Raw genomic sequence first — 20194 nt, forward strand, 5'->3', positions numbered from 1 at the left:
GCCAGGCAACCTCGGCGAACGCCGCAATTCTTGAACGTGATCGAGACATATCCTGCCCCATTTCATGATCGCCGAGAGCGAGACTCCAGCCGAGCGCGACGCGCGGCGTGCGCATGCCGGCAAGAGTTCGGGCGAGACCTATGCCGCGACATTGAAGCAGCTCGCCCCGCATTGCTCGGTCGACATTGTCCAGCCGGCCGACGACGACGCGCCGATTTACAGCCCCCACGATCTGGCCCGCTATGACGCGGTGTTCCTCACCGGATCGCCTCTCCATGTCTATGAGGCCACGCCCGAGGTCCGGCGACAGCTCGATTTCATGCGGGCGGTGTTCGCCTCCGGCACACCATCGTTCGGATCGTGCGCCGGTCTTCAGGTCGCCGTGGCCGCCGCCGGGGGGCGCATCCGCAAGATGCCAGAACGCATGGAGGCTGGCATTTCCCGACGGATCGTCGCTACGCCAGCCGGCCGCGACCATCCTCTGCTCGCCCACCGTGCCGCGACCTGGGATGCTCCCGCGATCCATGGCGATGAGGTCGACGAATTGCCGGACGGTGCGACATTGCTCGCGACGAATCCCGTGACCCGTGTCCAGGCGGTCGAAATACGCCACGATCGCGGCATCTTCTGGGGCGTGCAATATCACCCTGAACTCGCGCTCGGCGAGATCGCGGTGGCATTGCGGCGTCAGGCCGACGACCTCGTGGCGGCAGGCCTTGCCGATAATGCGAGCGACGTCGCGGCGCGCGCGGACCAGCTCGACAGGTTGCACGATACCCCTGACAAGCGCGCGCTACGCTGGCTGCTCGGCGTCGATGGAGAGTTCGCCGACGAGCATGGCCGCCGTCGGGAGATCATCAATTTCCTGAACGCGCTGCCGGCTTTGGATCGGCGACCCTCGAAGCGCCGCTAACGACGACTTCCATGTCGCGTCGCGCGGACGTGACCTGACGGATCATGAATGAACGGCCGGTCCCGGGAAACATCGATGGCTGCCTTGATGTCCGATTGTGGTGCTTGTCAGCCGAAAAAAACGATTGCGCGGCTGGCGCCCGGAGTGGGCTATTCACTTTTACATTTCAGGTGTCCGCTTTCGGTCGCTTGGGCCTATCGGCCGTCCTCGACAGAAAGGCTAACGAACGCAACGATCAGCCGGTTATGAAGTATTCTTAGAATTCCGGCTGATTTATTCAGACGACTGAATTTCATGTGTGCGTGGGACGGATGCGGTGCGCTGGCGGCGGCGACCGTGAAGTTTCGACGCACCCCCCAGGGTCAGAGGCGAACTGCCAGCTCGGCGCGCTGCTTCGGTCCGGCGTGGCAGGGATTGCATAGGTCTGCAGGTTGGCCCCGTCCGAGAACAATCGCTCGTCTCCGTGATAAAGGCGGACGTTATCATCGACAAGCAACTTGATGTTGCCCTCGGTACAACCGCCGACTGGCGTTTAACTTCTTTAGGGGATCTGGGCTATGTTTCTTAAGCAAGGGAAGAGGGTGCTTCCGCCGTTTTCACAGATACCGGTCGAATTACGGCGGAAAATGCTCGTTTTGCTTCACGCTTCCGCTCGCGATCATAGGTCCGGCGCTTCTCGGCCACCGGGTCGGCCGTCGTGACTGGCTGCGCCGCTTCCATCTCTGTCCCAGCGCGCACGAGATCATCGCCAGACACGCCGGCGGCAATCGGTGTTTCAGGGCTACTGCACTAACGCTCATGCTATCGAGAGGCTCTTGATGCTCTGACGGTATCGCGCGCGATCGTCAGCTGCGCTCTCGCAGCGCGCCGTAGCGCGATTGAGCCTGCGGCGCGCAGTAGTCTCTCGCCGCCTAGACATCAATTTTGAAGTTTAGCTACTGTTAGGAAGCGGCATTCCCAAGGCGTGAAGAAATCGCCCAATCCTATGCAGAGGGTGGCACAACTTCGAGGTTCGAGAGCGTAGAGCGCCCATTCCGCGCCCAGCCGGATAGCAACGGCAGCACCTCCGGCGGCTAAGTCTTTGAAAAGATTGGTGCGCCCGACATGAAAGCGATGGGCACTCAGATCATTGGGAAATTCTCGTCCTGAGGGCAGGTTGATGGCTGTTCTGCGCCCCATCCCCGTCGTTCAGCCTTTCCAGCACCGCGCCTAAAGGCGTGATCTGTTCATGTGACCGCGCGAGAACGGATTAAGGAAAACCCAACGGTCCGCTTTCGAGCGCGATCCCGCTGACACGACGCCAGGTCAAGCTTTAAGGACAATAGCGGCGATAAGAATGCCATTGTAAGCGTAGCCTGACGAATTTAACCTTTAGTCGGATGTTAAGACGTAAAAATTGCTATTCGAGCGCCACATTTGAAAAACAGCTTTCCTCGCCTGGAAGGGCTCACATGACAATCTTTATTGACATTTGAAGGTCTCAATGTGATTATCGCGGTCAAGATTGACAGGAGGCGTCATGCCCGATCGCGCTGCCACCGTTACCTACAAGGGAGCAATCGCTGGCGAGCTTAGCGAGTTGGAGAGCCGTGATACAAGGTTTGTGTACATTGAGGGCTGGCAGACGCAGATCGCGTGTGCGTTGCCGGTTGAGCAACCAGACCATTACTACCGTGGCGGTCTCATACCCTTTTTCGAGCATCTTGGTCCGGAAGGATGGCTACGCGGCAGGCAGGCGCGGGCAGGAGGCACAGCAGAGCAGGACGACTTTGGCCTGCTTTTGAACTACGGGGCCGACTGCATTGGCGCGGTCGGCATCGTTCCTGCTGACGGCAGCGCACTTATAGCGCCCGATGAGCCGAATGCTCTTGAGGAAGCGGCAGCCCTCCCCGGCCGGACCCTTTCGGGCGTGCAGAAAAAGCTTCTCGCCTATCGCGGTGAAACGGGCTTTGAGCCATGCGTTCGAGCGAGCGACCCTGCAACGCACATCGCCAAGTTCAATCGGGAAGATCTGCCAACGCTCGTGCAGAATGAAAATCTGTCGCTCGAGCTCGCACGTGAAATCCTCGGGGAGGCAGAGATCACCAAGGCAAAGCCTGCCCGGCTCGCCGGCATCGATGGCCTTGCGCTACTGGTCGAACGCTTCGATCGCGCAGGCGAGGAAAAGCTGAGGCTTGAAGATTTTGCCCAGATCCTCGGCAAGCCCCGCGGCCGACAGTTCGATGGAAAATATGACTCGTCCTATGAAGAAGCCGCGAGCGTAATCGCGCGCTTCTCAGCGCGGGCACGTATCGATCTCGCACGCTACTATCGGCTGGTGATCTTCAACCTCGTGCTCGGCAACGCCGATGCGCACCTCAAGAACTTCTCGTTACTCGAAAGCAGCAGCGGGCTTCGCCTTAGCCCCGCCTATGACCTGATAAACACACTCGTCTATCCCAATTACGAACGCATCGCTGCGCTCGCAATCGATGGCCAGAAGCGGCCCTTCGATACTCTCGACCGATCGACAGTCGAGAAGCTTGGCGTTTCGATTGGCCTGCCTTCGCAAGAGGTAGGTCGGTCGCTCGACAGTCTCGCGAAAGCCTTCGCCAGCGCCCGGACCATTGAGTTCGGACCCCGCGTCGAACCTGACGATTTTCGTATCAACTATCGCGAAGTCATTCGCGAGAATGCCGCAAGGATCTTCGCATGACCGAATGGCCAATCGACTGGCGCGCCGTTGTCGACGAAGCGGTTCGGCGCCGCAAGGCAGAGAGTCTGACCCAATCAGATCTGGCAGCGCTGGCAGGTGTAAGCCGACCAGTGGTCGTCGCCTTCGAGCAAGGCGAAATCAATCTCAGGTTCGAGCGTGTCGTGGCTGTCCTCGATGCCTTGGGCCTGTTCGTCCAGCCGGGCCGCTCGGATAGCCTGCAGTCGTTCGTGCACGAAGCCCGCAAGCGTTTCGTCGAGCTGACTGCCGACCTCGACGAAGACCACCCCTCGCGGCAGGGGTATGGTCATAGCGAACAGGCCTATTCCATCGATGGCGTCGATGCCTTGCCGTCGCTCGCCCAGCTAAAGACTATTCTCGCGCACGCCCCCAAGACCTCGGGCTGGACGCCGTTTTGGGTGCCGACCAAGGAGACGATCAAGCCGGCATTCTACGAAGGCCTAATCGAGTGTTGGCTCGGTCGCCCTTCGAATGATCGCGTCTTCAACGACGCGGCCCATAGCGACTTCTGGCAAGTCGCCCGCGACGGCACGGCCTATCTCCAGCGAGGGTACCAGGAAGATGGGCGTGATTTCGATCCTGGCACTTTTTTCGACCTGACCTTGCCGATCTGGCGCACCGCCGAAGTGCTCGTGCATGCCGCTTGGCTTGCGCGCGAGCTCGGTGCCGGGGCGGCAGACCCGATCCGGTTCGTCGCGAGGTACACTGGTCTATCTGGGCGCGAACTTATCAGCTGGGCGAAACCCGGGCTAAGGCTGGCGATAGATGAACGTCTGCGGGCACGCGCCGACAGCGTCGATCTGACCACACTCACGAGCGCGGGAGAAATCGACAAACAGCTCGAGAAGGTAGTCGGCACGATCGTGCGGCCGCTGTATGAACGCTTCGACGGGTTCGAACCCGCAGAATCTTTGATCGCGGGACAGATCGCCGACTTCAGGCGGCAACTGCAAGACTTCTGACACTCGTTGCGCTGGCCGTAAGTTGGCGAGCGGGGTTGGTTTGCTTCCCGACGCAACCCGCCATTCTGCAACCGGCAAAGTTCAAGCTACTCCGTGCCCAACGCTTTCCTAAACGGTCCATTTTTGGCGCACCGGACATGATAGCGATGGGCACTCAAATGATTGGGAAATTCTGCTTCCGCGAGCAGCGTGACGGCAGTTATGCGCCCTATTATCGGCCGTTGGGCCGGACGACCGTCGAAGCCGAAGCCGCCGTTCATTTTCCAACAAACAAGGCGACGGGAATTTCTGGCTTCGGGGATTTGCGGTTCGCCAGATTCACGCAGACCTCTAGTCCTAATACAGCGGAAGGCCAATCAAGGTGCGCGACGTCGGGAAGCTTGCGCTTGTGACTTCCTCCGATAGCAATCTCAGAGAGCCGGCTGAAGGCGACATGTGCGTCAACGAATATACATAAGGGCAATGAATTATATTGAGGTCAGTGATTTTCCATGACATACGCGCATACGACTAGCAGTCCCGCCCTCCGGGCCCCTCAATCGCAACCTCGGCACCCCGCCGTCCGCAACCGCCGGGCGGCGGGTTCGCCACGTGTGCACCACTTTGGCAAAAGTCTGGCGCTCTCGAACTGGTATGTAGACGCCGACTGGTGGATGCCGATGTATCAGAAGGCATTCCCGACATTGGTGTCGGCGGTAGCGGTGCGAGAAGACGGATGGGCGCAGCGCGGTGGGATCGATCGCCTGCTTACGCTGGCGTGCGGGCGCACCTACACTGTGGACGAGAAGGTGCGCACCGCCGACTGGCCCGATGTGCTGTTGGAGCGTTGGTCGGACGAGGCCCGCAAAGCTCCAGGCTGGGTGCAGAAACCGTTAGCGTGCGACTTCATCGCCTACGCCTTCGCTCCGGCCGGCACGTGTCTTTTGCTCCCGGTCGCTGCGCTACAACGTGCCTGGCGTCAGCATGGCCGGCAATGGATCGCGATTTACGAACGCGGCTTGCTCATAACCCTGGCTATGTGTCCGTTGGCGTTCCCGTCCCGCGCGGTGTGCTGATGCAGGCGTTGGTCGAGGCGATGATCGTTTCGTAACTGCGTGGCTATGTCAGCGGACGAATGGCACTGATCGCTCACCGGAAAAGCCTGAAAATAATTCGCTAACAATAGCGATCAAAACTGAGTCAATTAATTCGCTGCGGTTCTCGATAACGAAACTGGCAGATTTCCGTGGCTTTCTTGGCTTTTATCCCGCGATAAAAATCGGCAATCCAATGTGGGTCAAATCCTACGCCCACCATGGCACATAGCCGCTACGTGGCGCCGCGTCGTCTGCGAGCTTGATATATCTCGCTTCGAGCGTCTGCTTAAAAACTCGTGAGATTTGCGCGGCATTCCCCGTCTCAATGTCAAGGCGCTCGCGTAACGAGGCATTGGTTGCGCGTTCCCCCTCCAAAAACCGGAGTGTGGCATGTTGATAGCATGCTCGTGTCCGCTCGGAAGGCGTCATGTCTGCGAATGGGCGGGGTCCGTACAGCGTTACCCGCATCGCGCCTTCAAGCTGAATAAAGTCGGGCGGGGGCAATTTGCTTTTCTCCGCTTCGTAGACGACCTTATCGATCCCGCTTCCTCGCTCCTCACAAATGTTCATCCTGCGCATTAAAGACGCCATGCCTTCGTTGCGCGATCGTGGTGGGTAATCGATAAAACGATTTGGATCCACGAGGGGTTTGCCTGGATTCGTGATCTCAATCCGATTGTCGAAAATCTCGATCATTGGCCCGGTGCCACTAATGGTCATATCCTGATGGATCAGGGCATTGGCAACCAATTCTCGGATTGATAATTCCGAAAACGGCGATACCTCTTCTCGAAAGGCTTTGCCTATGCGCTCGCGCTTCGGAAGATAAAAATCCACCACGGAAACAAGCGGCTCAAACGCTTTCGCGTATCCGAAATCGCCCGTTCGCTCCTTAACCGTCTCGACCCGCGTGTCGCCTACGTAGCGAATAACACGCGGTGCCTTACGTTCGAGGCGATCGAAATCTTTAAGGCGCTCTGCGAAAAGAACAGCGCCTAGGTTGAGGATGTTCCAGTAGCCCCCGCCGTCTTCAGCGATAAGCCGGTCGGCAGAGAGGGTGGCCAGAATGTCGGCGTGGGAATCGGGTATCGGTTGCTTCAAAAGCTCAAAATACGACGCGTAATCGAGCATTTCCAACACTCGATCTGGCGTAACAAATTGCGATGCGACCCCTTCTTCCCAACGATACGACTGGATAATCGACCAAAGTCGCTGCTCGAGTTCGGGATGGTCGGACAGAGCGGGAGTGGCATCACCGATCCTGATGTAAGATTTACCTTCGAACCGAACCGGAGCGCTGGACGCGGCTTTCACCCTAAGGATTACGACCCGGACGCCTTCCTTTTGCAGATCTTGAAAGTCGATGTGCGGCATCGGATCCGTTTGGCGAGAAAGCCAAAATTCCAAAGACTGGTTACCGCGCTTTGCGACCGAAGGCTCAAAATCGGTTCCGACGAGGTTCTTCGTTCCATCTTCGATTCCCCAAACGAGGTATCCGAATGGCTCTTCGTCGAGCGCGGCCGCGTTGCTCAGGGCAGAAATGTAACGCCCGATACGATCGGGGTCCGTATTGTTCGCTTTAAACTCGATCCAATCTCGCTCAGGCTTGCTGAGAATATGATCGAGCAGGGTATGTAGGCGTTCTGGCGACATCGCCTGGTGTTAGTTGCACATCATGTAAATGCCAATCGGCCATGCATTGCTATCGCCACAGCCTCGATTTGAAAACCTTGGCTTAGGCTTTTCCTCCGACCACCAACACCCTGATGCTCTCAGTTGTAGTAAGCGTCCGCGTATCATTCTTGACCCTGACTAATGTGCCCTTGATCATCATGTCGTTGATCTTCGTGCGACCAAGGCCGAGCGCCGCCATCGCTTGGTTCACGGTGACGGTGAGCGCGCCATGGGGGATTGCCGCCGGATCGGACTGACGAGCTTTCGCCGGTGCATCTGCTGACGCTGCGATCTCGCATAAGACCGGCTGACCTACGGATGTCTTCGCCTTTGGCTTTGTCGAAACCTGGCCACGATGATGTTCGATCGTCTGATGCAGGTGCTTCGCCGCAAAGCCGATCCCGGTAATGCGAACGGCCGGCGCGCCGCCAATCAGATCAGCGGCAGGGAGCCGCACAGTGCCCCCGGTCCATACATCCTCGACTACCCCTTCGCGGATGATCCGCTGCCACAGATCCACGGGCACAGCCGCGCCCAGCACTCGATCCCTCCCGCCGGCAACCGGCTCAGTCTCGATGACGCGCGCATATGATTTGACCAAGCCAGCCGCCGCGTTGTCGGAGATGACGCGGCGAGCGTACAAAATGCCGGCGCTTTCGACGAGTTCGACCGCCTTGATCGGCGAGATGGGAACGACTGCGGTCAAAACGATCTCCGTCGCTGGCCGGGGAAGGCCGTTCGCACCTTCATTGCAGTGAGTAGTGAAAACTTCGCTACGCGCGACTGCACTTCGCTAGTTATAGCCGACCTGTTCGCCGCTGTTCGCGGGCAGTCGATGCCAAGTGTGGGAGCCGATGAGGTAGCGTGAACGAATCCATTGCTAAATTCGGCAGCATTTACATCATCTTGCGGAGAGGACGGTGGTGCACCCGACTGGATTCGAACCAGTGGCCTCTGCCTTCGGAGGGCAGCGCTCTATCCAGCTGAGCTACGGGTGCCGATGCGGGGCTTGCCTAGCAAAGCTGTGCGGCGCGCGCCAGCGTTTAACGTCTGGGCTTCTTCACCATCGTCACCGGCTGGAACTGGCCGAGGCCGCAACTGGCGCCGCGGCTGACCGGCGGGTTTTCGATCACGGTGATGATATCGACCGAACAGAGCTGGCTGAGCGACGTTTCGTAGGCAAAGGCTTCGCGGAAGCCGAGGCCGGGGCAGGCGTTGGGCAGGGTGTTGCGGTAGACCTTGCCGCCGGTCGTCTCGAAATCGATCACGCGGTCGCCATGGACATGGGTGGCGCGGATGCGCGGGATCGAAAGGCAGCTTTCCGGTTTGCCGGCCGCCACGGCCTCGGGGATCCGGCTGCGGTCGCGCGCCATGCCGGGGGCGGTGAGGGCGATCGCGGTGAGCGCGAGGACGGTTCTACGCATGGGCTCTCTCCTCGCCCGTCGGCTTCGGCGCGGGCGTCTTGGGCTTGAACGCACAGAGATCGACGACGATGCACCGCCAGCATTCCGGCCGCCTGGCCTTGCAGACATAGCGGCCGTGCAGGATCAGCCAGTGGTGCGCGTGCAGGCGGAAGGGCTGCGGCGTCGCTTTGTCGAGCTTGAGTTCCACCGCCAGCGGGGTCTTGCCACGGGCGAGACCGGTGCGGTTGCCGACGCGGAAGATGTGCGTGTCGACCGCGAACGTATCCTGTCCGAACGCCACGTTGAGCACGACATTGGCGGTCTTGCGTCCGACACCGGGCAGGCGTTCGAGCGCGTCGCGGTCGTTCGGCACCACGCCGCCGAACTCGTCGATCAGCATCCGCGACAGAGCGATGACGTTCTTCGCCTTGGTGTTGAACAGGCCGATCGTCTTGATGTGTTGCTTCAGGCCCGCCTCGCCCAGCGCGAGCATCTTCTGCGGCGTATCGACCTCGGCGAACAAGGCTCGAGTGGCCTTGTTGACGCCGACATCGGTGGCCTGCGCGGAGAGGGCGACGGCGACGACCAATTGAAAGGGATTGCCGTATGCGAGTTCGGTCTCGGGATGCGGATCGTGTTCGGCGAGGCGGCGGTAGAATTCGAAAACGTCTGTCTGCTTCATGGCGCCTTCTTCACAGCCCGAGCACCTGCCCCATCGTATAGCGTCCCGCCGGCTGCCGCGCGAGCCACAGCGCGGCGGTGATCGCGCCCTTGGCGAAGATCGCGCGATCCTCGGCACGGTGGCCGATCTCGATCCGCTCGCCGGTGCCGGCGAAGATCACCTGATGATCGCCGGCGACCGATCCGCCGCGCAGCGAGGCGAAACCGATCGTGCCCTCGCTGCGCGCGCCGGTCAGCCCCGCGCGATCCGCGACGCGCGTTTCGGCCAGCGTCGTGCCGCGCCCCGCCGCCGCCGCCTCGCCGAGCAGCAACGCGGTGCCGGAGGGGGCATCCACCTTGTGGCGATGATGCATCTCGACGATCTCGATGTCCCAATCCGGACCCAGCCGCTCGGCTGCCTCGCGCACCAATTTGGCGAGCAGTGTGACGCCGAGTGAGACGTTGCCGGTCTGCAGCACGGGGATGTCCTGCGCGGCGGCGTCGATCAGTGCGTGGTGGGTCGGCGACAGGCCGGTGGTGCCGATCAGGATCGGGGTGCGCGTCGCGCGGGCGGCGACGAGCGTCGCTTCCAATGCCGATGGCGCGGAGAAATCGACCAGCACGTCGGCATCGTGCGCGAGCAGCATCGCGTCACCGCCGGCATCGATCCCGCCGACCAGAGTGCCGCCGAGATCGGGCACCAACGCCGCCAGCGCCTGCCCCATGCGCCCCGCGCTGCCGATGATGCCGATCTTCGTCATGACCGCCCTGCTGCCACAGGGGGCGGGAGGCGAACAGCCCCTTATCCTCAGACGTGGTTGATTTCGACACGCTTGGCGCGTGGTGCGCGACCGGGGTACAGTGGCGCATGAAGGGCATTCGCAACATCGTCGTGCTGACCGGCGCGGGCATTTCCGCCGAGAGCGGCATCGCGACGTTTCGCGGACCGGGCGGCCTGTGGGAAGGGCACCGGGTCGAGGATGTGTGCACGCCCGAGGCGTTGGCGGCCGACGCGGAATTGGTGCATCGCTTCTATGACGTGCGGCGGGCGGCGCTGGCGACGGTCGTGCCCAATGCGGCGCATGACGCGCTGGCGCGGCTGGATGCGGAGTGGCCGGGAGAGCTGCTGATCGTGACGCAGAATGTCGATGACCTGCACGAGCGCGCCGCGGCGAAGCGGATGCTGCACATGCATGGCGAATTGCGATCGGCGTTGTGCGCGGCGTGCGGGTCGCGCGAGGCATGGTCCGGGGATCTGCCGCCGGGATCGGCGTGTGGCGCGTGCGGGGCGGGGGCGCTCCGGCCGGACATCGTGTTCTTCGGCGAGATGCCGTACGAGATGGAGCGGATCGAGGCGGCGCTGGCGCGCTGCGATCTGTTCGTGTCGATCGGCACGTCGGGCGCGGTGTATCCCGCCGCCGGGTTCGTGCAGACGGCGCGCCATTATGGCGCGGAGACACTGGAATTGAACCTCGATCCGTCGGCGGGAAGCGTGTTCTTCGCCGAAAGCCGGATGGGCGCGGCGGGGGTGCTGGTGCCGGATTGGGTGGCGGAGGTTTTGGGCTGGGACGGATCGACATTCAGGCCCGGACGGTCTTGAAAGCGCTTCCCACCACCACAAACCGTCACCCCGGACGTGTTCCGGGGTCCACCAAGCGGCTTTCGATACGAACAATGGCGTGACTGCCGAATTCGCGACACGGCGGACCCCGGAACACGTCCGGGGTGACGGAGAATTTGGGATAAACCACGACGATGAATGTCGATTGGCCCTAGCGGTTTCCCATCTCGGTCCCGCTACCCTTCCCGTTCGCCCTGAGCCCGTCGAAGGGCCGGTCTTTCTAGTCGCCCGGCGAGCAGAAGACCGGTGCTTCGACGGGCTCAGCACGAAGGGGCCGGGGGCATCGCAACCAATCCAATGTCAGGTCAATCCACCCAGTCCAGCCCCATCTCGCGGTAGGAATCGCGGTCTTCGTCCCAGCCCGGCTTCACCTTCACGTGCAGGTACAGATGCACCGGGCGGCCCATGATGTTCGACAGCTCCGCCCGCGCGCGCGCGCCGATCTCCTTGATGCGCACGCCGCCCTTGCCCAGCACGATCGCGCGCTGCGTGGGGCGTTCGACCAGGATCTGCTGGTGGATCTCGACCGATCCGTCCTCGCGCTCCTTATACTGTTCGGTCTCGATCGCGCTGGCATAAGGCAGTTCGGCGTGGAGTTGCAGATACAGCTGCTCGCGCGTCACCTCGGAGGCGAGGCTGCGTTCGGTCGCGTCCGACACCTGGTCCTCGGGATAATGCCACGGCCCATCGGGCATCGCTTTCGCCAGATGTGCCTTCAGATCGGCCAGGCCGTCGCCGGTCGTCGCGCTGACGAAGAAGGTTTCGGCGAACGCGACCGCGGCGTTCAGCTTCTCGGTATGGACCAGCAACTTCGCCTTGTCGGCGAGGTCGACCTTGTTGAGGATCAGATATTTCGGCTCCGGCCGCCCGGCGATGCTCTCGGCGATGTCGATCACCTTCTTGCCGAGCCCGCCCTTGGCATCGACGACGAGCGCGAGGATGTCGGCCCCCTCCGCCCCGCCCCATGCGGCCTGCACCATCGCCCGGTCGAGCCGGCGCTTGGGTTCGAAGATGCCGGGCGTGTCGACCAGCAGCAATTGCGCATCGCCCTCGATCGCGACACCCATCAGCCGCACGCGCGTGGTCTGCGCCTTGGGGCTGACGATCGCGACCTTCTGCCCGACCAATGCATTGACGAGCGTGGACTTGCCGGCATTCGGCGCGCCGAGCACGGCGATGAGGCCGCAGGATTGGGTTGGTTCAGTCATGCTCGTCGGGTTGGCGCATGGAAAGCGTCTCGGCAAGAGGCACGTCCCCTTCCTCCGTTCGTCCTGAGCTTGTCGAAGGACCGGTCTTCTTGGCCAGCTGAGAAATGCGGGTCCAGTCGCCGCGGATCAAAGCCATTTTTTTGGCGCGAGGCCAGCCTTTGATTCTCCGTTCGGTTTCCAGCGCTTCGATACGGGAGCCGAATTGCTGGCTCCAAACGAGCGTTACTGGAGCATAATCGCGCGTGAACCCTGGGATCATGCCGCTTTCGTGCTGGGCGATGCGATGTTCGAGATTGTCGGTGTGGCCGATGTAAAAGCTGCCGGCCCCGGCAATGGAGCATGTACGCCCAAAACGTCATCGCGCGAACCTAGAAGGAAGAACGGTCCTTCGACAAGCTCAGGACGAACGGGAAGGGTTGACCTATTTCACCCCAATTTCGCCAGCAGCGCCATCGCCGCCGCCTTTTCCGCCTCCTGCTTCGAACTGCCCTCCGCCGCCGCTTCCGCGAACGTGCCCAGCGCGACCTTCACGGTGAAGCGCGGCGCATGGTCCGGCCCCGAGCGGTCGATCACCTCGTATGCCGGGGGCTTTCGCTTGTGCGCGGCGGCCCATTCGAGCAGTTCGGATTTGGGGTGCTGCGGCGCCTTGATCTGGCCCGTGGTCCGTGCGCCCCAGGCGGCGCGGATCGCGGCGCGGGCCGGGGCGAGGCCGGCGTCGAGGTAGAGCGCGCCGATCAGCGCCTCCATCACGTCGCCCAATACATTGTCGCTATCGCTCGCGCCCGCGTCGCGCGCCTGTTTGCCGAGGCGCAGGTGCAGCGGCACGCCGAGATCGCGCGCGACATCGGCACAGGTGACGCCGGAGACCAGCATGTGCTGGCGCTTCGACAGCGCCCCTTCGGCCTCGGTCGGGAACAGCTCGCACAGCCATTCTGCCATCACGAGGCCGAGCACGCGATCGCCCAGGAATTCCAGCCGCTCGTAATTCTCCGCTGCCTGGCTGCCGTGGGTCAGCGCGCGCTGATAGGCGGCGAGATCGGTCGGGCGGTGGCCGAGCGCGCTTTCGATCCAGTCGCCCAAACCCTCGCCCGCACGACCGTCATGCGAACGCCTGTCGCTCAAAAACCTTCCCCGATGCGGCTCCACCGGGCGGCGGTGAACCACGTCCAGGGCAGCAGCCACGACGCGCTGCCGTCGGTCGAGAAGAAGCCGACCACAGCCTTGCCCTGGATCCGCTCCATCGGCACATAGCCCATCCCGACCGGCTCGCCGGGCATCGCATCCGCCGGCGCGGGGAAGCGGCTGTCGGCGCTGTTGTCGCGATTGTCGCCCATCACGAAGACCCGCCCGGCCGGGACGGTGTAGACGCCGGTATTGTCCGCCGGGGTATTGGCCGCATCCAACACGTCGTAGCTGCGCCCGCCGGGCAGCGTTTCGCGGAAGCGCGAATAGCGGCAGATCTGCTTGCCCTCGACCACGCCGAGATGCGCGGCGTCGCACTTGCCGTTCACGTCGTCGCCGGCCGGATAGTTCGGGCTGATCGGCAGGATGAAATCGGCGATCCGCTCCTTGGGCACCGCGACGCCGTTCAGGACCAGCTGCCCGTTGCGCATCTGGATCGTGTCGCCGGGCAGGCCGATGACGCGCTTGATCACGTCGACATCGTCGCCGGGAGGCCCGCGGAACACCACCACGTCGCCGCGCGCCGGATCGCGCGCCAGGATCCGCCCCGGGATCAGCGGCACGCCGAACGGCAGCGACCAGCGCGAATAGCCGTAATTCCATTTCGAGATGAACAGATAATCCCCGATCAGCAGCCGCGGCAGCATCGACTCGCTCGGGATGCTGAACGGCGAGAAGACGAAGCTGCGGAAGATCAGCACGATCAGCGCGAGCTTCAGCAGGAACGTCAGCGTCTCGCGCGTTTCGGATTTGGGCTTCGCGGCCGAGGCGGCTGGCGCGGGGGTCTTCCCGCTGGTGGTGGTATCGGACATGGCGGCGGTTTGGGGGGATGCGCGGTTTGCGTCAAGCTGGCGGTTGAAACCGGCCTATACTAGAGCGATCTATGGGGCGATCCACGGCCCGACCCACAAAAGCGAGATGACGATGCCAAATGCCGACTGGGGCGCGATTCAGGCGCTGCCCGCGAAGACGCTGACCGATCTGTTCGCGGAGGATGCGGGGCGGCTGGCGAAGCTTTCCGTCGATGTCGCGGGGCTCCATTTCGACTGGTCGAAGACGCATCTGACCGAGGACGCGGTGACGGCGTTCGCCGCCTTGGCCAAGGCGCAGGGCCTGGCGGCGAAGCGCGAGGCGATGTTCGGCGGCGAGATCGTCAACCTTACCGAAGGCCGCGCGGTCGAACACACAGCCGAGCGTGGCGAGGGCACGGCGGATAGCGTCGCCAAGGCGCGCGCGCTGCACGCACGGATGCGCGGCCTGATCGACGCGATCGAAAGTGGGGCGCTCGGCGCGATCCGCCACGTGTTGCACGTCGGCATCGGCGGATCGGCGCTGGGTCCTGACCTGCTGGTCGATGCGCTGGGTCGCGACGAGGATCGCTACGACGTGGCGATCGTCGCCAATGTCGACGGCGTGGCCTTGGAGGATGCGTTCGCGCGATTCGATCCCACCGCGACCCTGCTGGTGATCGCCTCCAAGACCTTCACCACCACCGAGACGATGCTGAACGCGCAGAGCGTGCTGCAATGGATGACCGAACATGGCGTCTCCGATGTCTACGGCAAGGTCGTGGCGCTCACGGCCGATCCGGACAAGGCGCTGGAATGGGGCGTGGACGAAACCCGCATCCTGCCGTTCGCGGAGAGCATCGGCGGGCGCTATTCCTTGTGGTCGTCGATCGGCTTTCCGGCGGCGTTGGCGTTGGGCTGGGATTGCTTCGAGGAATTGCTCGAAGGCGCCGCCGAGATGGACCGGCATTTCCGCCTGACCGCGTTGCACGAGAACGCCCCCGCGCTCGCTGCCTTTGCCGACCTCTATTACACTCAGGTGCGTGGGTGCGAGACTCGCGCGACCTTCGCCTACGACCAGCGGCTGAAGCTGTTGCCGCCCTATCTCCAACAGCTCGAGATGGAATCGAACGGCAAGAGCGTGACGGCGGAAGGCGAGCCGCTCGGCCGCCCGAGTGCCGCGATCACTTGGGGCGGGGTCGGCACCGAGGCGCAGCATGCGGTGTTCCAGCTGCTCCACCAGGGCACGCACCTCGTGCCGGTCGAATTCGTCGCGGCGATCGAGCCGGGCGATACGCTGTCCGAGGATCATCACCGCCAGTTGCTGATGAACGCCTTCGCGCAGGGCGCCGCGCTGATGAAGGGCAAGCACAACGACGACGGTGCGCGCAGCTATCCGGGCGACCGACCGTCCTCGACGATCCTGCTCGACGATCTCGATGCCCGCTCGCTGGGGGCGCTGATCGCGTTCTACGAGCACCGCGTGTTCGTGAACGGCGTGCTGCTGGGGATCAATTCGTTCGACCAGTTCGGCGTGGAACTGGGCAAGGAAATGGCCAAGGCGGCGGTGGAAGGCGGGCAGAGCTTCGACGCTTCGACCGACGATCTGATCAAGCGGGCGTTCGGCTAAGGCCTTAGGCTAACTCCCATCCCCGTCCGTGCTGAGCCTGTCGAAGCACTGTCCTTCTTATCTTCGGTCGAAAAGAAAGGCAGTCCTTCGACAAGCTCAGGACAGACGGTTCTGTGTTCCTGACCGAGGTATTCCATGACCGACCAATACGATTACGACCTCTTCGTCATCGGCGCCGGGTCCGGGGGCGTGCGCGCCGCCCGGGTGGCCGCCGCGCATGGCGCGAAGGTCGCGGTGGCGGAGGAGTACCGCATCGGCGGCACCTGCGTGATCCGCGGCTGCGTGCCCAAGAAGCTGTTGATCTACGGCGCGCATTTCGCCGAGGATCTAAAGGACGCCAAGCGTTTCGGCTGGGACGTGCCCGACCAGTGCGACTTCGACTGGAAGGTGCTGCGGGACAATGTGCTGGAGGAGGTCGACCGGATCAGCGGCGCCTACACCACCACGCTGGAAAGCCATCATGTCGAGATGATCGCCGAGCGCGCGACGATCGCCGGGCCGCACGCGGTGACGCTGGCCGGCGGACGCGAGGTGACGGCGAAGACGATCCTGATCGCCACCGGCGCTACGCCATCGGTGCCGAAATGCCCCGGCCACGAACATGGCATCACCTCGAACGAGGCGTTCCACCTGGATGCCATTCCGAAGCGCATCCTGATCGCCGGCGCGGGCTATATCGCGAACGAATTCGCCGGCATCTTCCACCAGTTCGGCGCGCACGTCATCCTGATCAACCGCAGCGACGTGATCCTGCGCGGCTATGACGAATCGATCCGCGACCGCTTGCTGCAGATCTCGATGATGAAGGGGATAGAATTCCGCTTCCACGCCGATTTCCAGGGCATCGAGAAGGGCGAGGACGGGTGCCTGACGGTGAAGATGTCGGGGCACGAGCCGGTCACCGTGGATTGCGTGATGTTCGCCACCGGGCGCGAGCCGAATACCGCCGGGCTGGGGCTCGAGACCGCCGGCGTCGAACTTGACGACAAGGGCGCGGTGAAGGTGGACGAGGACAATCGCTCGACCTGCCCGAGCATCTACGCGGTCGGCGACGTGACCAACCGCGTGCAGCTGACCCCGGTCGCGATCCGCGAGGGACAGGCATTCGCCGACAGCGTGTTCGGCGGCAAGCCGACGCGGGTCGATTACGAGAACATCCCCGCCGCCGTGTTCAGCCACCCGCCGATGGCTGGTGTCGGCATGACGGAGGCGCAGGCAAAGACCAAGCTCGGATCGTGCAAGGTCTACACCTCGGATTTCCGCCCGATGAAGAACGTGCTGGCGGGGCGCAACGAACGCGCTTTGTACAAGATGATCTGCGATTCCGACACGAACAAGGTGATCGGCCTGCACATGATCGGCCCCGACGCGCCGGAGATCCTGCAAGCGGTGGCGATCGCGGTGAAGGCCGGGCTGACCAAGGACGCGTTCGACCAGACGGTGGCGCTGCATCCCTCGATGGCCGAGGAACTCGTGCTGATGCGGTGAGGGTGCTGCCGGCATAGCGCCTCAGACAAAAAAAGGCCGCCGTCCCGAATGGGGCGGCGGCCTTTTCTGTGCCCGGAGGCGTCCGGCTTAGAGCTGGACGTTCAGCGTGGCGATGAACGCGCGTGGCGAGCCGATCTGGATGAACGGCGTGTTGTACACGATCGACGAACCACCCGACGTGCCAAAGCCACCGACATAGAATTTGTCGAAAATGTTCTGAACGTTGAGCTGGAGATACGTCGTCTTGTTCAGGCCGGCCCAGTCGAGACCGATGCGCGCATCGACGTCGAACGTTGTGTAGCCCGGAGCCTTCGCGCCATAGATCTGGTACTGGAACCCGCGTGTGCCGGCGAACGTCGATTGGGTTGCCGCTGCCGTCGGGCAGACTTGGTTCACCAGCGCCGCGGTGCAGGCGAGGTTGGGCAAATTCTGATCGTTCAGGAAACGCGGACCGGTCCGCTTGCCCTGCACGCCCACTACGATCGGGCCGACTTCACCCTGCACACGGCCACCGAATGAATAGACCGGAGCCGCCGATTCCCGCTTGCCAGCGGTCAGTGCCAGGATCGGAGCACCGACTACGGTGCAGTTGGTCGTTAGGGTTGCCGAGCTGCAAGTGCCGATCTGGACGTTGTTCTTGATCTCCGACCACAGATACGACCCGTAGGCATACAAGGTCAGTTCCGGCACCGGACGATAGGAGAAGCTGCCGTCCACGCCATATTTATCGACCCGACCGAGGTTGCGATAGATCGTCTGCTGCGTGTCGACGTCGAACGCCGATGCCAGACGGTTCTGGAAGCGCGTGTACCACGGGCTGATCGTCGCCTGGATGCGGCTCGACGTGTAGCGGACGCCGGCATCGATGTTGTCGCTGGTTTCAGGCGCGGGCTTGGCGGCGGTGCTGCCCACCGGATAGTAGAACGCCTGATACAGGTTATCCGTGCCCGGCACCTGCAAACCCTTCGAATAGTTGGCGTAGATCGTCACGTTTTCGGTGGGCTTGAAGGTCACGCCGCCGTTCGGAAGGACGCGGTTGTATTTGTACGTGCGCGACTGCGGCGCGGCGAAGCCGGTCACCGTGTTGGTCGTGGCGTTGTACGTATACGGGTTGGCTGCGGCATAGGCCGCATTGTCGGCGTCGTTACCGCGACCGAGGCAGTCGACGTTGCCGTTCGCCGCGGTGGCAAAGCAGAAGTTGCTCAGGTTGCGCTTGAAGAACGGTGCACGCACGCCGACGTTTACGGTGAACGCACCGAAATCGCCGCGATATTCACCCGAGAACTGATCGAGGATCGCGAAGGACAGGCGGTCACGCTTCTGGATCACGCGACCGTTCACGCCGCGCAGCGGATTGTTGATCGGGAACACGTCCTGCGGGAAACCATTGGCCTGCAGCAGGCCGAGCTCACCGGTCTGACGATGGCGACCATAATCGTGAACGTAGCTGACGCGGATCGTGTTGTTGTCATCGAAGTCGTAGCGCAGCGATGCGTTCACGCCGTAGCGATTGGTTACGGTCTGGCTCGGAGCGAGAAGAGTGACACCGCCATTGGTGGTGACATTGCCAACCGTTGTCGTCCGGTCGAGCGTGTCGCCGTCGCCGTTGATGTCACGACCGAAGTAATAGTTACCGCCGATGAAACCATAAAGCGGCGTGGTGATCGCAGGCAAAGTGGAAGTTGCTGCCCGGGTATAGCCGCCTTCCTGCGCGCGGACAGTGCCGCCGCCATTCGCTTTGGTATACTGATAGCTCGGATCGACCGTCAGGACGAGGCCGGGTGCCAACGTGAAGCGCGAGTTGATTCGGATGCTGCCGGTGTTCGACGGGTTGTAGCGCTCGTCGAAGGAGGTACCGCAGGTGTTGGGTACGTCATTCACACCGGTTACGCCGTTGAGGACCGTGCAACGGGCGACGCTGTACGGCAGTTCGTCACGGCTGTTTGGGAAACGGTTATTGGTACCGGTACCCGGAGTGCGAACTGCGCCAGTGACCAAGATCGGATTAAGCGGGGTCGCACCGCCTGTCGTCGTGTTCTGCGTCAGGACATTGTTGTCCTGGCGCAGCGGGGCCGAACCGAAGAAGTTGTTGCGGTTGACGTTGTAGTTGCCGGCGAGCGAGATGAAATCGCCGTTGCTGCCGATCGGCTGATAGATGCGGCCGTTATACTGCGCCTTGTCGATCTTGCCGAAATTGTTGAACACCACGTTGTTCTCGGCATGGCTGGCCGAAAGCCAGGCCTTGGTGCCGAACGAGGTGAACGTGCCGGTGTTGACCAGGCCGAAGATGCGGAAGAACTGATAGTCGCCGACCGAGCCGATCATGCGCGCGCCGAACTCGTCGGTCGGCACGATCGTGCGGTAGTTGACGGTCGAACCCGAAGCGGCGGCGGTCGGGCTGTCGACATCGGTCGAACCGTAATTGACGCTGACCTGCTCGATCAGCTCGGGATCGAGCTGCTGGTTCGAATAGACGGCATAGTTGCCGGTGTCGTTTAGCGGGATGCCGTCGAACGTCAGACCGATGCGGCTCGAATCGAAGCCGCGGATCGTCAGCGTGCCGCCGGCCGAACCGAACGGATCGTTGTTCTGGAAGCTGACGCCCGGCAGCGAGTTGATCGTGTCGAGGATCGAGTTGCCCGGGGTCTGGCGCGCGATGAATTCCTGCGTCAGAACGCCCTTGGCCTTGCTCGTGTCGGGAATCTGCACGCCGCCAACACCCTTGGTGGTGCGCGCGGTGACGACGATCTCGTCGTCGAGATCGGCCGAGCCGGTCGACTGGGCATAAGCCGCGCCCGGAAGGATCAGTGCAGCAAACGCGACACCGGCAAAAAATTTCGTCCGCATGTTAATTTCCCCTTGGCAGGCTCTTGGCC

17 protein-coding genes and 1 tRNA gene are annotated in these 20194 nt (G+C 62.5%); 7 read left to right on the forward strand and 11 right to left on the reverse strand.

Features of this window, described 5'->3' with window-relative positions; all coding sequences use genetic code 11:
- Window positions 1-64: 64 nt before the first annotated feature.
- The 4 genes from ASG11_RS03725 (at window position 65) to ASG11_RS03740 (ending at window position 5643) form a co-directional block, all read left to right on the forward strand.
- Window positions 65-913, forward strand: a complete 849-nt coding sequence (locus ASG11_RS03725) for a type 1 glutamine amidotransferase (RefSeq protein WP_055775358.1) — start codon at window positions 65-67, stop codon at window positions 911-913.
- Between the two features lie 1519 nt (window positions 914-2432).
- A complete protein-coding gene (locus ASG11_RS03730; protein ID WP_055775361.1) occupies window positions 2433-3608 on the forward strand; it encodes a type II toxin-antitoxin system HipA family toxin in 1176 nt (391 codons plus the stop codon).
- Window positions 3605-4588 (forward strand): helix-turn-helix domain-containing protein, encoded by a 984-nt coding sequence (locus ASG11_RS03735; RefSeq protein WP_082472567.1) that lies wholly within the window; start codon window positions 3605-3607, stop codon window positions 4586-4588. Before ASG11_RS03730 ends, ASG11_RS03735 begins: the two co-directional genes overlap by 4 nt.
- 659 nt (window positions 4589-5247) lie before the next feature.
- Complete coding sequence (locus ASG11_RS03740) at window positions 5248-5643, forward strand: hypothetical protein (protein ID WP_236697365.1); 396 nt, start codon at window positions 5248-5250, stop codon at window positions 5641-5643.
- Window positions 5644-5871: 228 nt separating this feature from the next.
- Here the strand turns inward: ASG11_RS03740 and ASG11_RS03745 are convergent, their stop codons facing one another.
- The 6 genes from ASG11_RS03745 to dapB form a co-directional block, all read right to left on the reverse strand.
- Entirely contained in the window at window positions 5872-7317 is a 1446-nt protein-coding gene (locus ASG11_RS03745; protein WP_055775367.1) for an ATP-binding protein, read from the reverse strand.
- 82 nt (window positions 7318-7399) lie between these two features.
- Complete coding sequence (locus tag ASG11_RS03750) at window positions 7400-8044, reverse strand: hypothetical protein (protein ID WP_055775370.1); 645 nt, start codon at window positions 8042-8044, stop codon at window positions 7400-7402.
- Between the two features lie 215 nt (window positions 8045-8259).
- Window positions 8260-8336, reverse strand: a tRNA-Arg gene (locus ASG11_RS03755).
- Between the two features lie 45 nt (window positions 8337-8381).
- Window positions 8382-8762, reverse strand: a complete 381-nt coding sequence (locus tag ASG11_RS03760) for a hypothetical protein (RefSeq protein ID WP_055775373.1) — start codon at window positions 8760-8762, stop codon at window positions 8382-8384.
- Window positions 8755-9423, reverse strand: a complete 669-nt coding sequence (gene nth, locus ASG11_RS03765; protein WP_055775376.1) for an endonuclease III — start codon at window positions 9421-9423, stop codon at window positions 8755-8757. Before nth ends, ASG11_RS03760 begins: the two co-directional genes overlap by 8 nt.
- 10 nt (window positions 9424-9433) lie before the next feature.
- Window positions 9434-10162, reverse strand: a complete 729-nt coding sequence (gene dapB / locus ASG11_RS03770) for a 4-hydroxy-tetrahydrodipicolinate reductase (RefSeq protein WP_055775378.1) — start codon at window positions 10160-10162, stop codon at window positions 9434-9436.
- 107 nt (window positions 10163-10269) lie between these two features.
- Here dapB and ASG11_RS03775 point away from each other — a divergent pair, with 107 nt between their 5' ends.
- The gene (locus tag ASG11_RS03775; RefSeq protein WP_055775381.1) at window positions 10270-11001 is read left to right on the forward strand and encodes an NAD-dependent deacylase; all 732 of its coding nucleotides are present in this window, start codon (window positions 10270-10272) and stop codon (window positions 10999-11001) included.
- Between the two features lie 326 nt (window positions 11002-11327).
- Here ASG11_RS03775 and era read toward each other — a convergent pair whose 3' ends face one another.
- The 4 genes from era to lepB form a co-directional block, all read right to left on the reverse strand.
- A complete protein-coding gene (gene era / locus ASG11_RS03780; protein ID WP_055775385.1) occupies window positions 11328-12230 on the reverse strand; it encodes a GTPase Era in 903 nt (300 codons plus the stop codon).
- Window positions 12223-12489, reverse strand: coding sequence for a GIY-YIG nuclease family protein (locus ASG11_RS03785; RefSeq protein ID WP_236697366.1), 267 nt, complete (start codon window positions 12487-12489; stop codon window positions 12223-12225). Before ASG11_RS03785 ends, era begins: the two co-directional genes overlap by 8 nt.
- A 167-nt stretch (window positions 12490-12656) precedes the next feature.
- On the reverse strand, window positions 12657-13352 hold the full coding sequence (gene rnc / locus ASG11_RS19160) for a ribonuclease III (RefSeq protein WP_443024430.1): 696 nt from the start codon (window positions 13350-13352) through the stop codon (window positions 12657-12659).
- Window positions 13349-14224 (reverse strand): signal peptidase I, encoded by an 876-nt coding sequence (gene lepB / locus ASG11_RS19165; protein WP_055775389.1) that lies wholly within the window; start codon window positions 14222-14224, stop codon window positions 13349-13351. Before lepB ends, rnc begins: the two co-directional genes overlap by 4 nt.
- Before the next feature lie 112 nt (window positions 14225-14336).
- On the opposite strand from lepB, the gene pgi reads away from it, so the two are divergent.
- A complete protein-coding gene (pgi, locus tag ASG11_RS03800; protein ID WP_055780200.1) occupies window positions 14337-15830 on the forward strand; it encodes a glucose-6-phosphate isomerase in 1494 nt (497 codons plus the stop codon).
- Window positions 15831-15965: 135 nt separating this feature from the next.
- On the forward strand, window positions 15966-17318 hold the full coding sequence (gene gor / locus ASG11_RS03805; protein ID WP_055775392.1) for a glutathione-disulfide reductase: 1353 nt from the start codon (window positions 15966-15968) through the stop codon (window positions 17316-17318).
- Between the two features lie 87 nt (window positions 17319-17405).
- Here gor and ASG11_RS03810 read toward each other — a convergent pair whose 3' ends face one another.
- Complete coding sequence (locus ASG11_RS03810) at window positions 17406-20165, reverse strand: TonB-dependent receptor (protein ID WP_055775394.1); 2760 nt, start codon at window positions 20163-20165, stop codon at window positions 17406-17408.
- Between the last annotated feature and the right edge of the window lie 29 nt (window positions 20166-20194).

Source organism: Sphingomonas sp. Leaf357 (assembly GCF_001423845.1).
Classification (GTDB): Bacteria; Pseudomonadota; Alphaproteobacteria; order Sphingomonadales; family Sphingomonadaceae; genus Sphingomonas.

What these genes read in the sequence shown, in the direction of transcription:
- ASG11_RS03725 (WP_055775358.1), top strand. Translation starts at nt 65, where the DNA reads ATGATCGCCGAGAGCGAGACTCCAGCCGAGCGCGACGCGCGGCGTGCG.
- ASG11_RS03730 (WP_055775361.1), top strand. Translation starts at nt 2,433, where the DNA reads ATGCCCGATCGCGCTGCCACCGTTACCTACAAGGGAGCAATCGCTGGC.
- ASG11_RS03735 (WP_082472567.1), top strand. Translation starts at nt 3,605, where the DNA reads ATGACCGAATGGCCAATCGACTGGCGCGCCGTTGTCGACGAAGCGGTT.
- ASG11_RS03740 (WP_236697365.1), top strand. Translation starts at nt 5,248, where the DNA reads ATGTATCAGAAGGCATTCCCGACATTGGTGTCGGCGGTAGCGGTGCGA.
- ASG11_RS03745 (WP_055775367.1), bottom strand. Translation starts at nt 7,317, where the DNA reads ATGTCGCCAGAACGCCTACATACCCTGCTCGATCATATTCTCAGCAAG.
- ASG11_RS03760 (WP_055775373.1), bottom strand. Translation starts at nt 8,762, where the DNA reads ATGCGTAGAACCGTCCTCGCGCTCACCGCGATCGCCCTCACCGCCCCC.
- nth (WP_055775376.1), bottom strand. Translation starts at nt 9,423, where the DNA reads ATGAAGCAGACAGACGTTTTCGAATTCTACCGCCGCCTCGCCGAACAC.
- dapB (WP_055775378.1), bottom strand. Translation starts at nt 10,162, where the DNA reads ATGACGAAGATCGGCATCATCGGCAGCGCGGGGCGCATGGGGCAGGCG.
- ASG11_RS03775 (WP_055775381.1), top strand. Translation starts at nt 10,270, where the DNA reads ATGAAGGGCATTCGCAACATCGTCGTGCTGACCGGCGCGGGCATTTCC.
- era (WP_055775385.1), bottom strand. Translation starts at nt 12,230, where the DNA reads ATGACTGAACCAACCCAATCCTGCGGCCTCATCGCCGTGCTCGGCGCG.
- ASG11_RS03785 (WP_236697366.1), bottom strand. Translation starts at nt 12,489, where the DNA reads ATGATCCCAGGGTTCACGCGCGATTATGCTCCAGTAACGCTCGTTTGG.
- lepB (WP_055775389.1), bottom strand. Translation starts at nt 14,224, where the DNA reads ATGTCCGATACCACCACCAGCGGGAAGACCCCCGCGCCAGCCGCCTCG.
- pgi (WP_055780200.1), top strand. Translation starts at nt 14,337, where the DNA reads ATGCCAAATGCCGACTGGGGCGCGATTCAGGCGCTGCCCGCGAAGACG.
- gor (WP_055775392.1), top strand. Translation starts at nt 15,966, where the DNA reads ATGACCGACCAATACGATTACGACCTCTTCGTCATCGGCGCCGGGTCC.
- ASG11_RS03810 (WP_055775394.1), bottom strand. Translation starts at nt 20,165, where the DNA reads ATGCGGACGAAATTTTTTGCCGGTGTCGCGTTTGCTGCACTGATCCTT.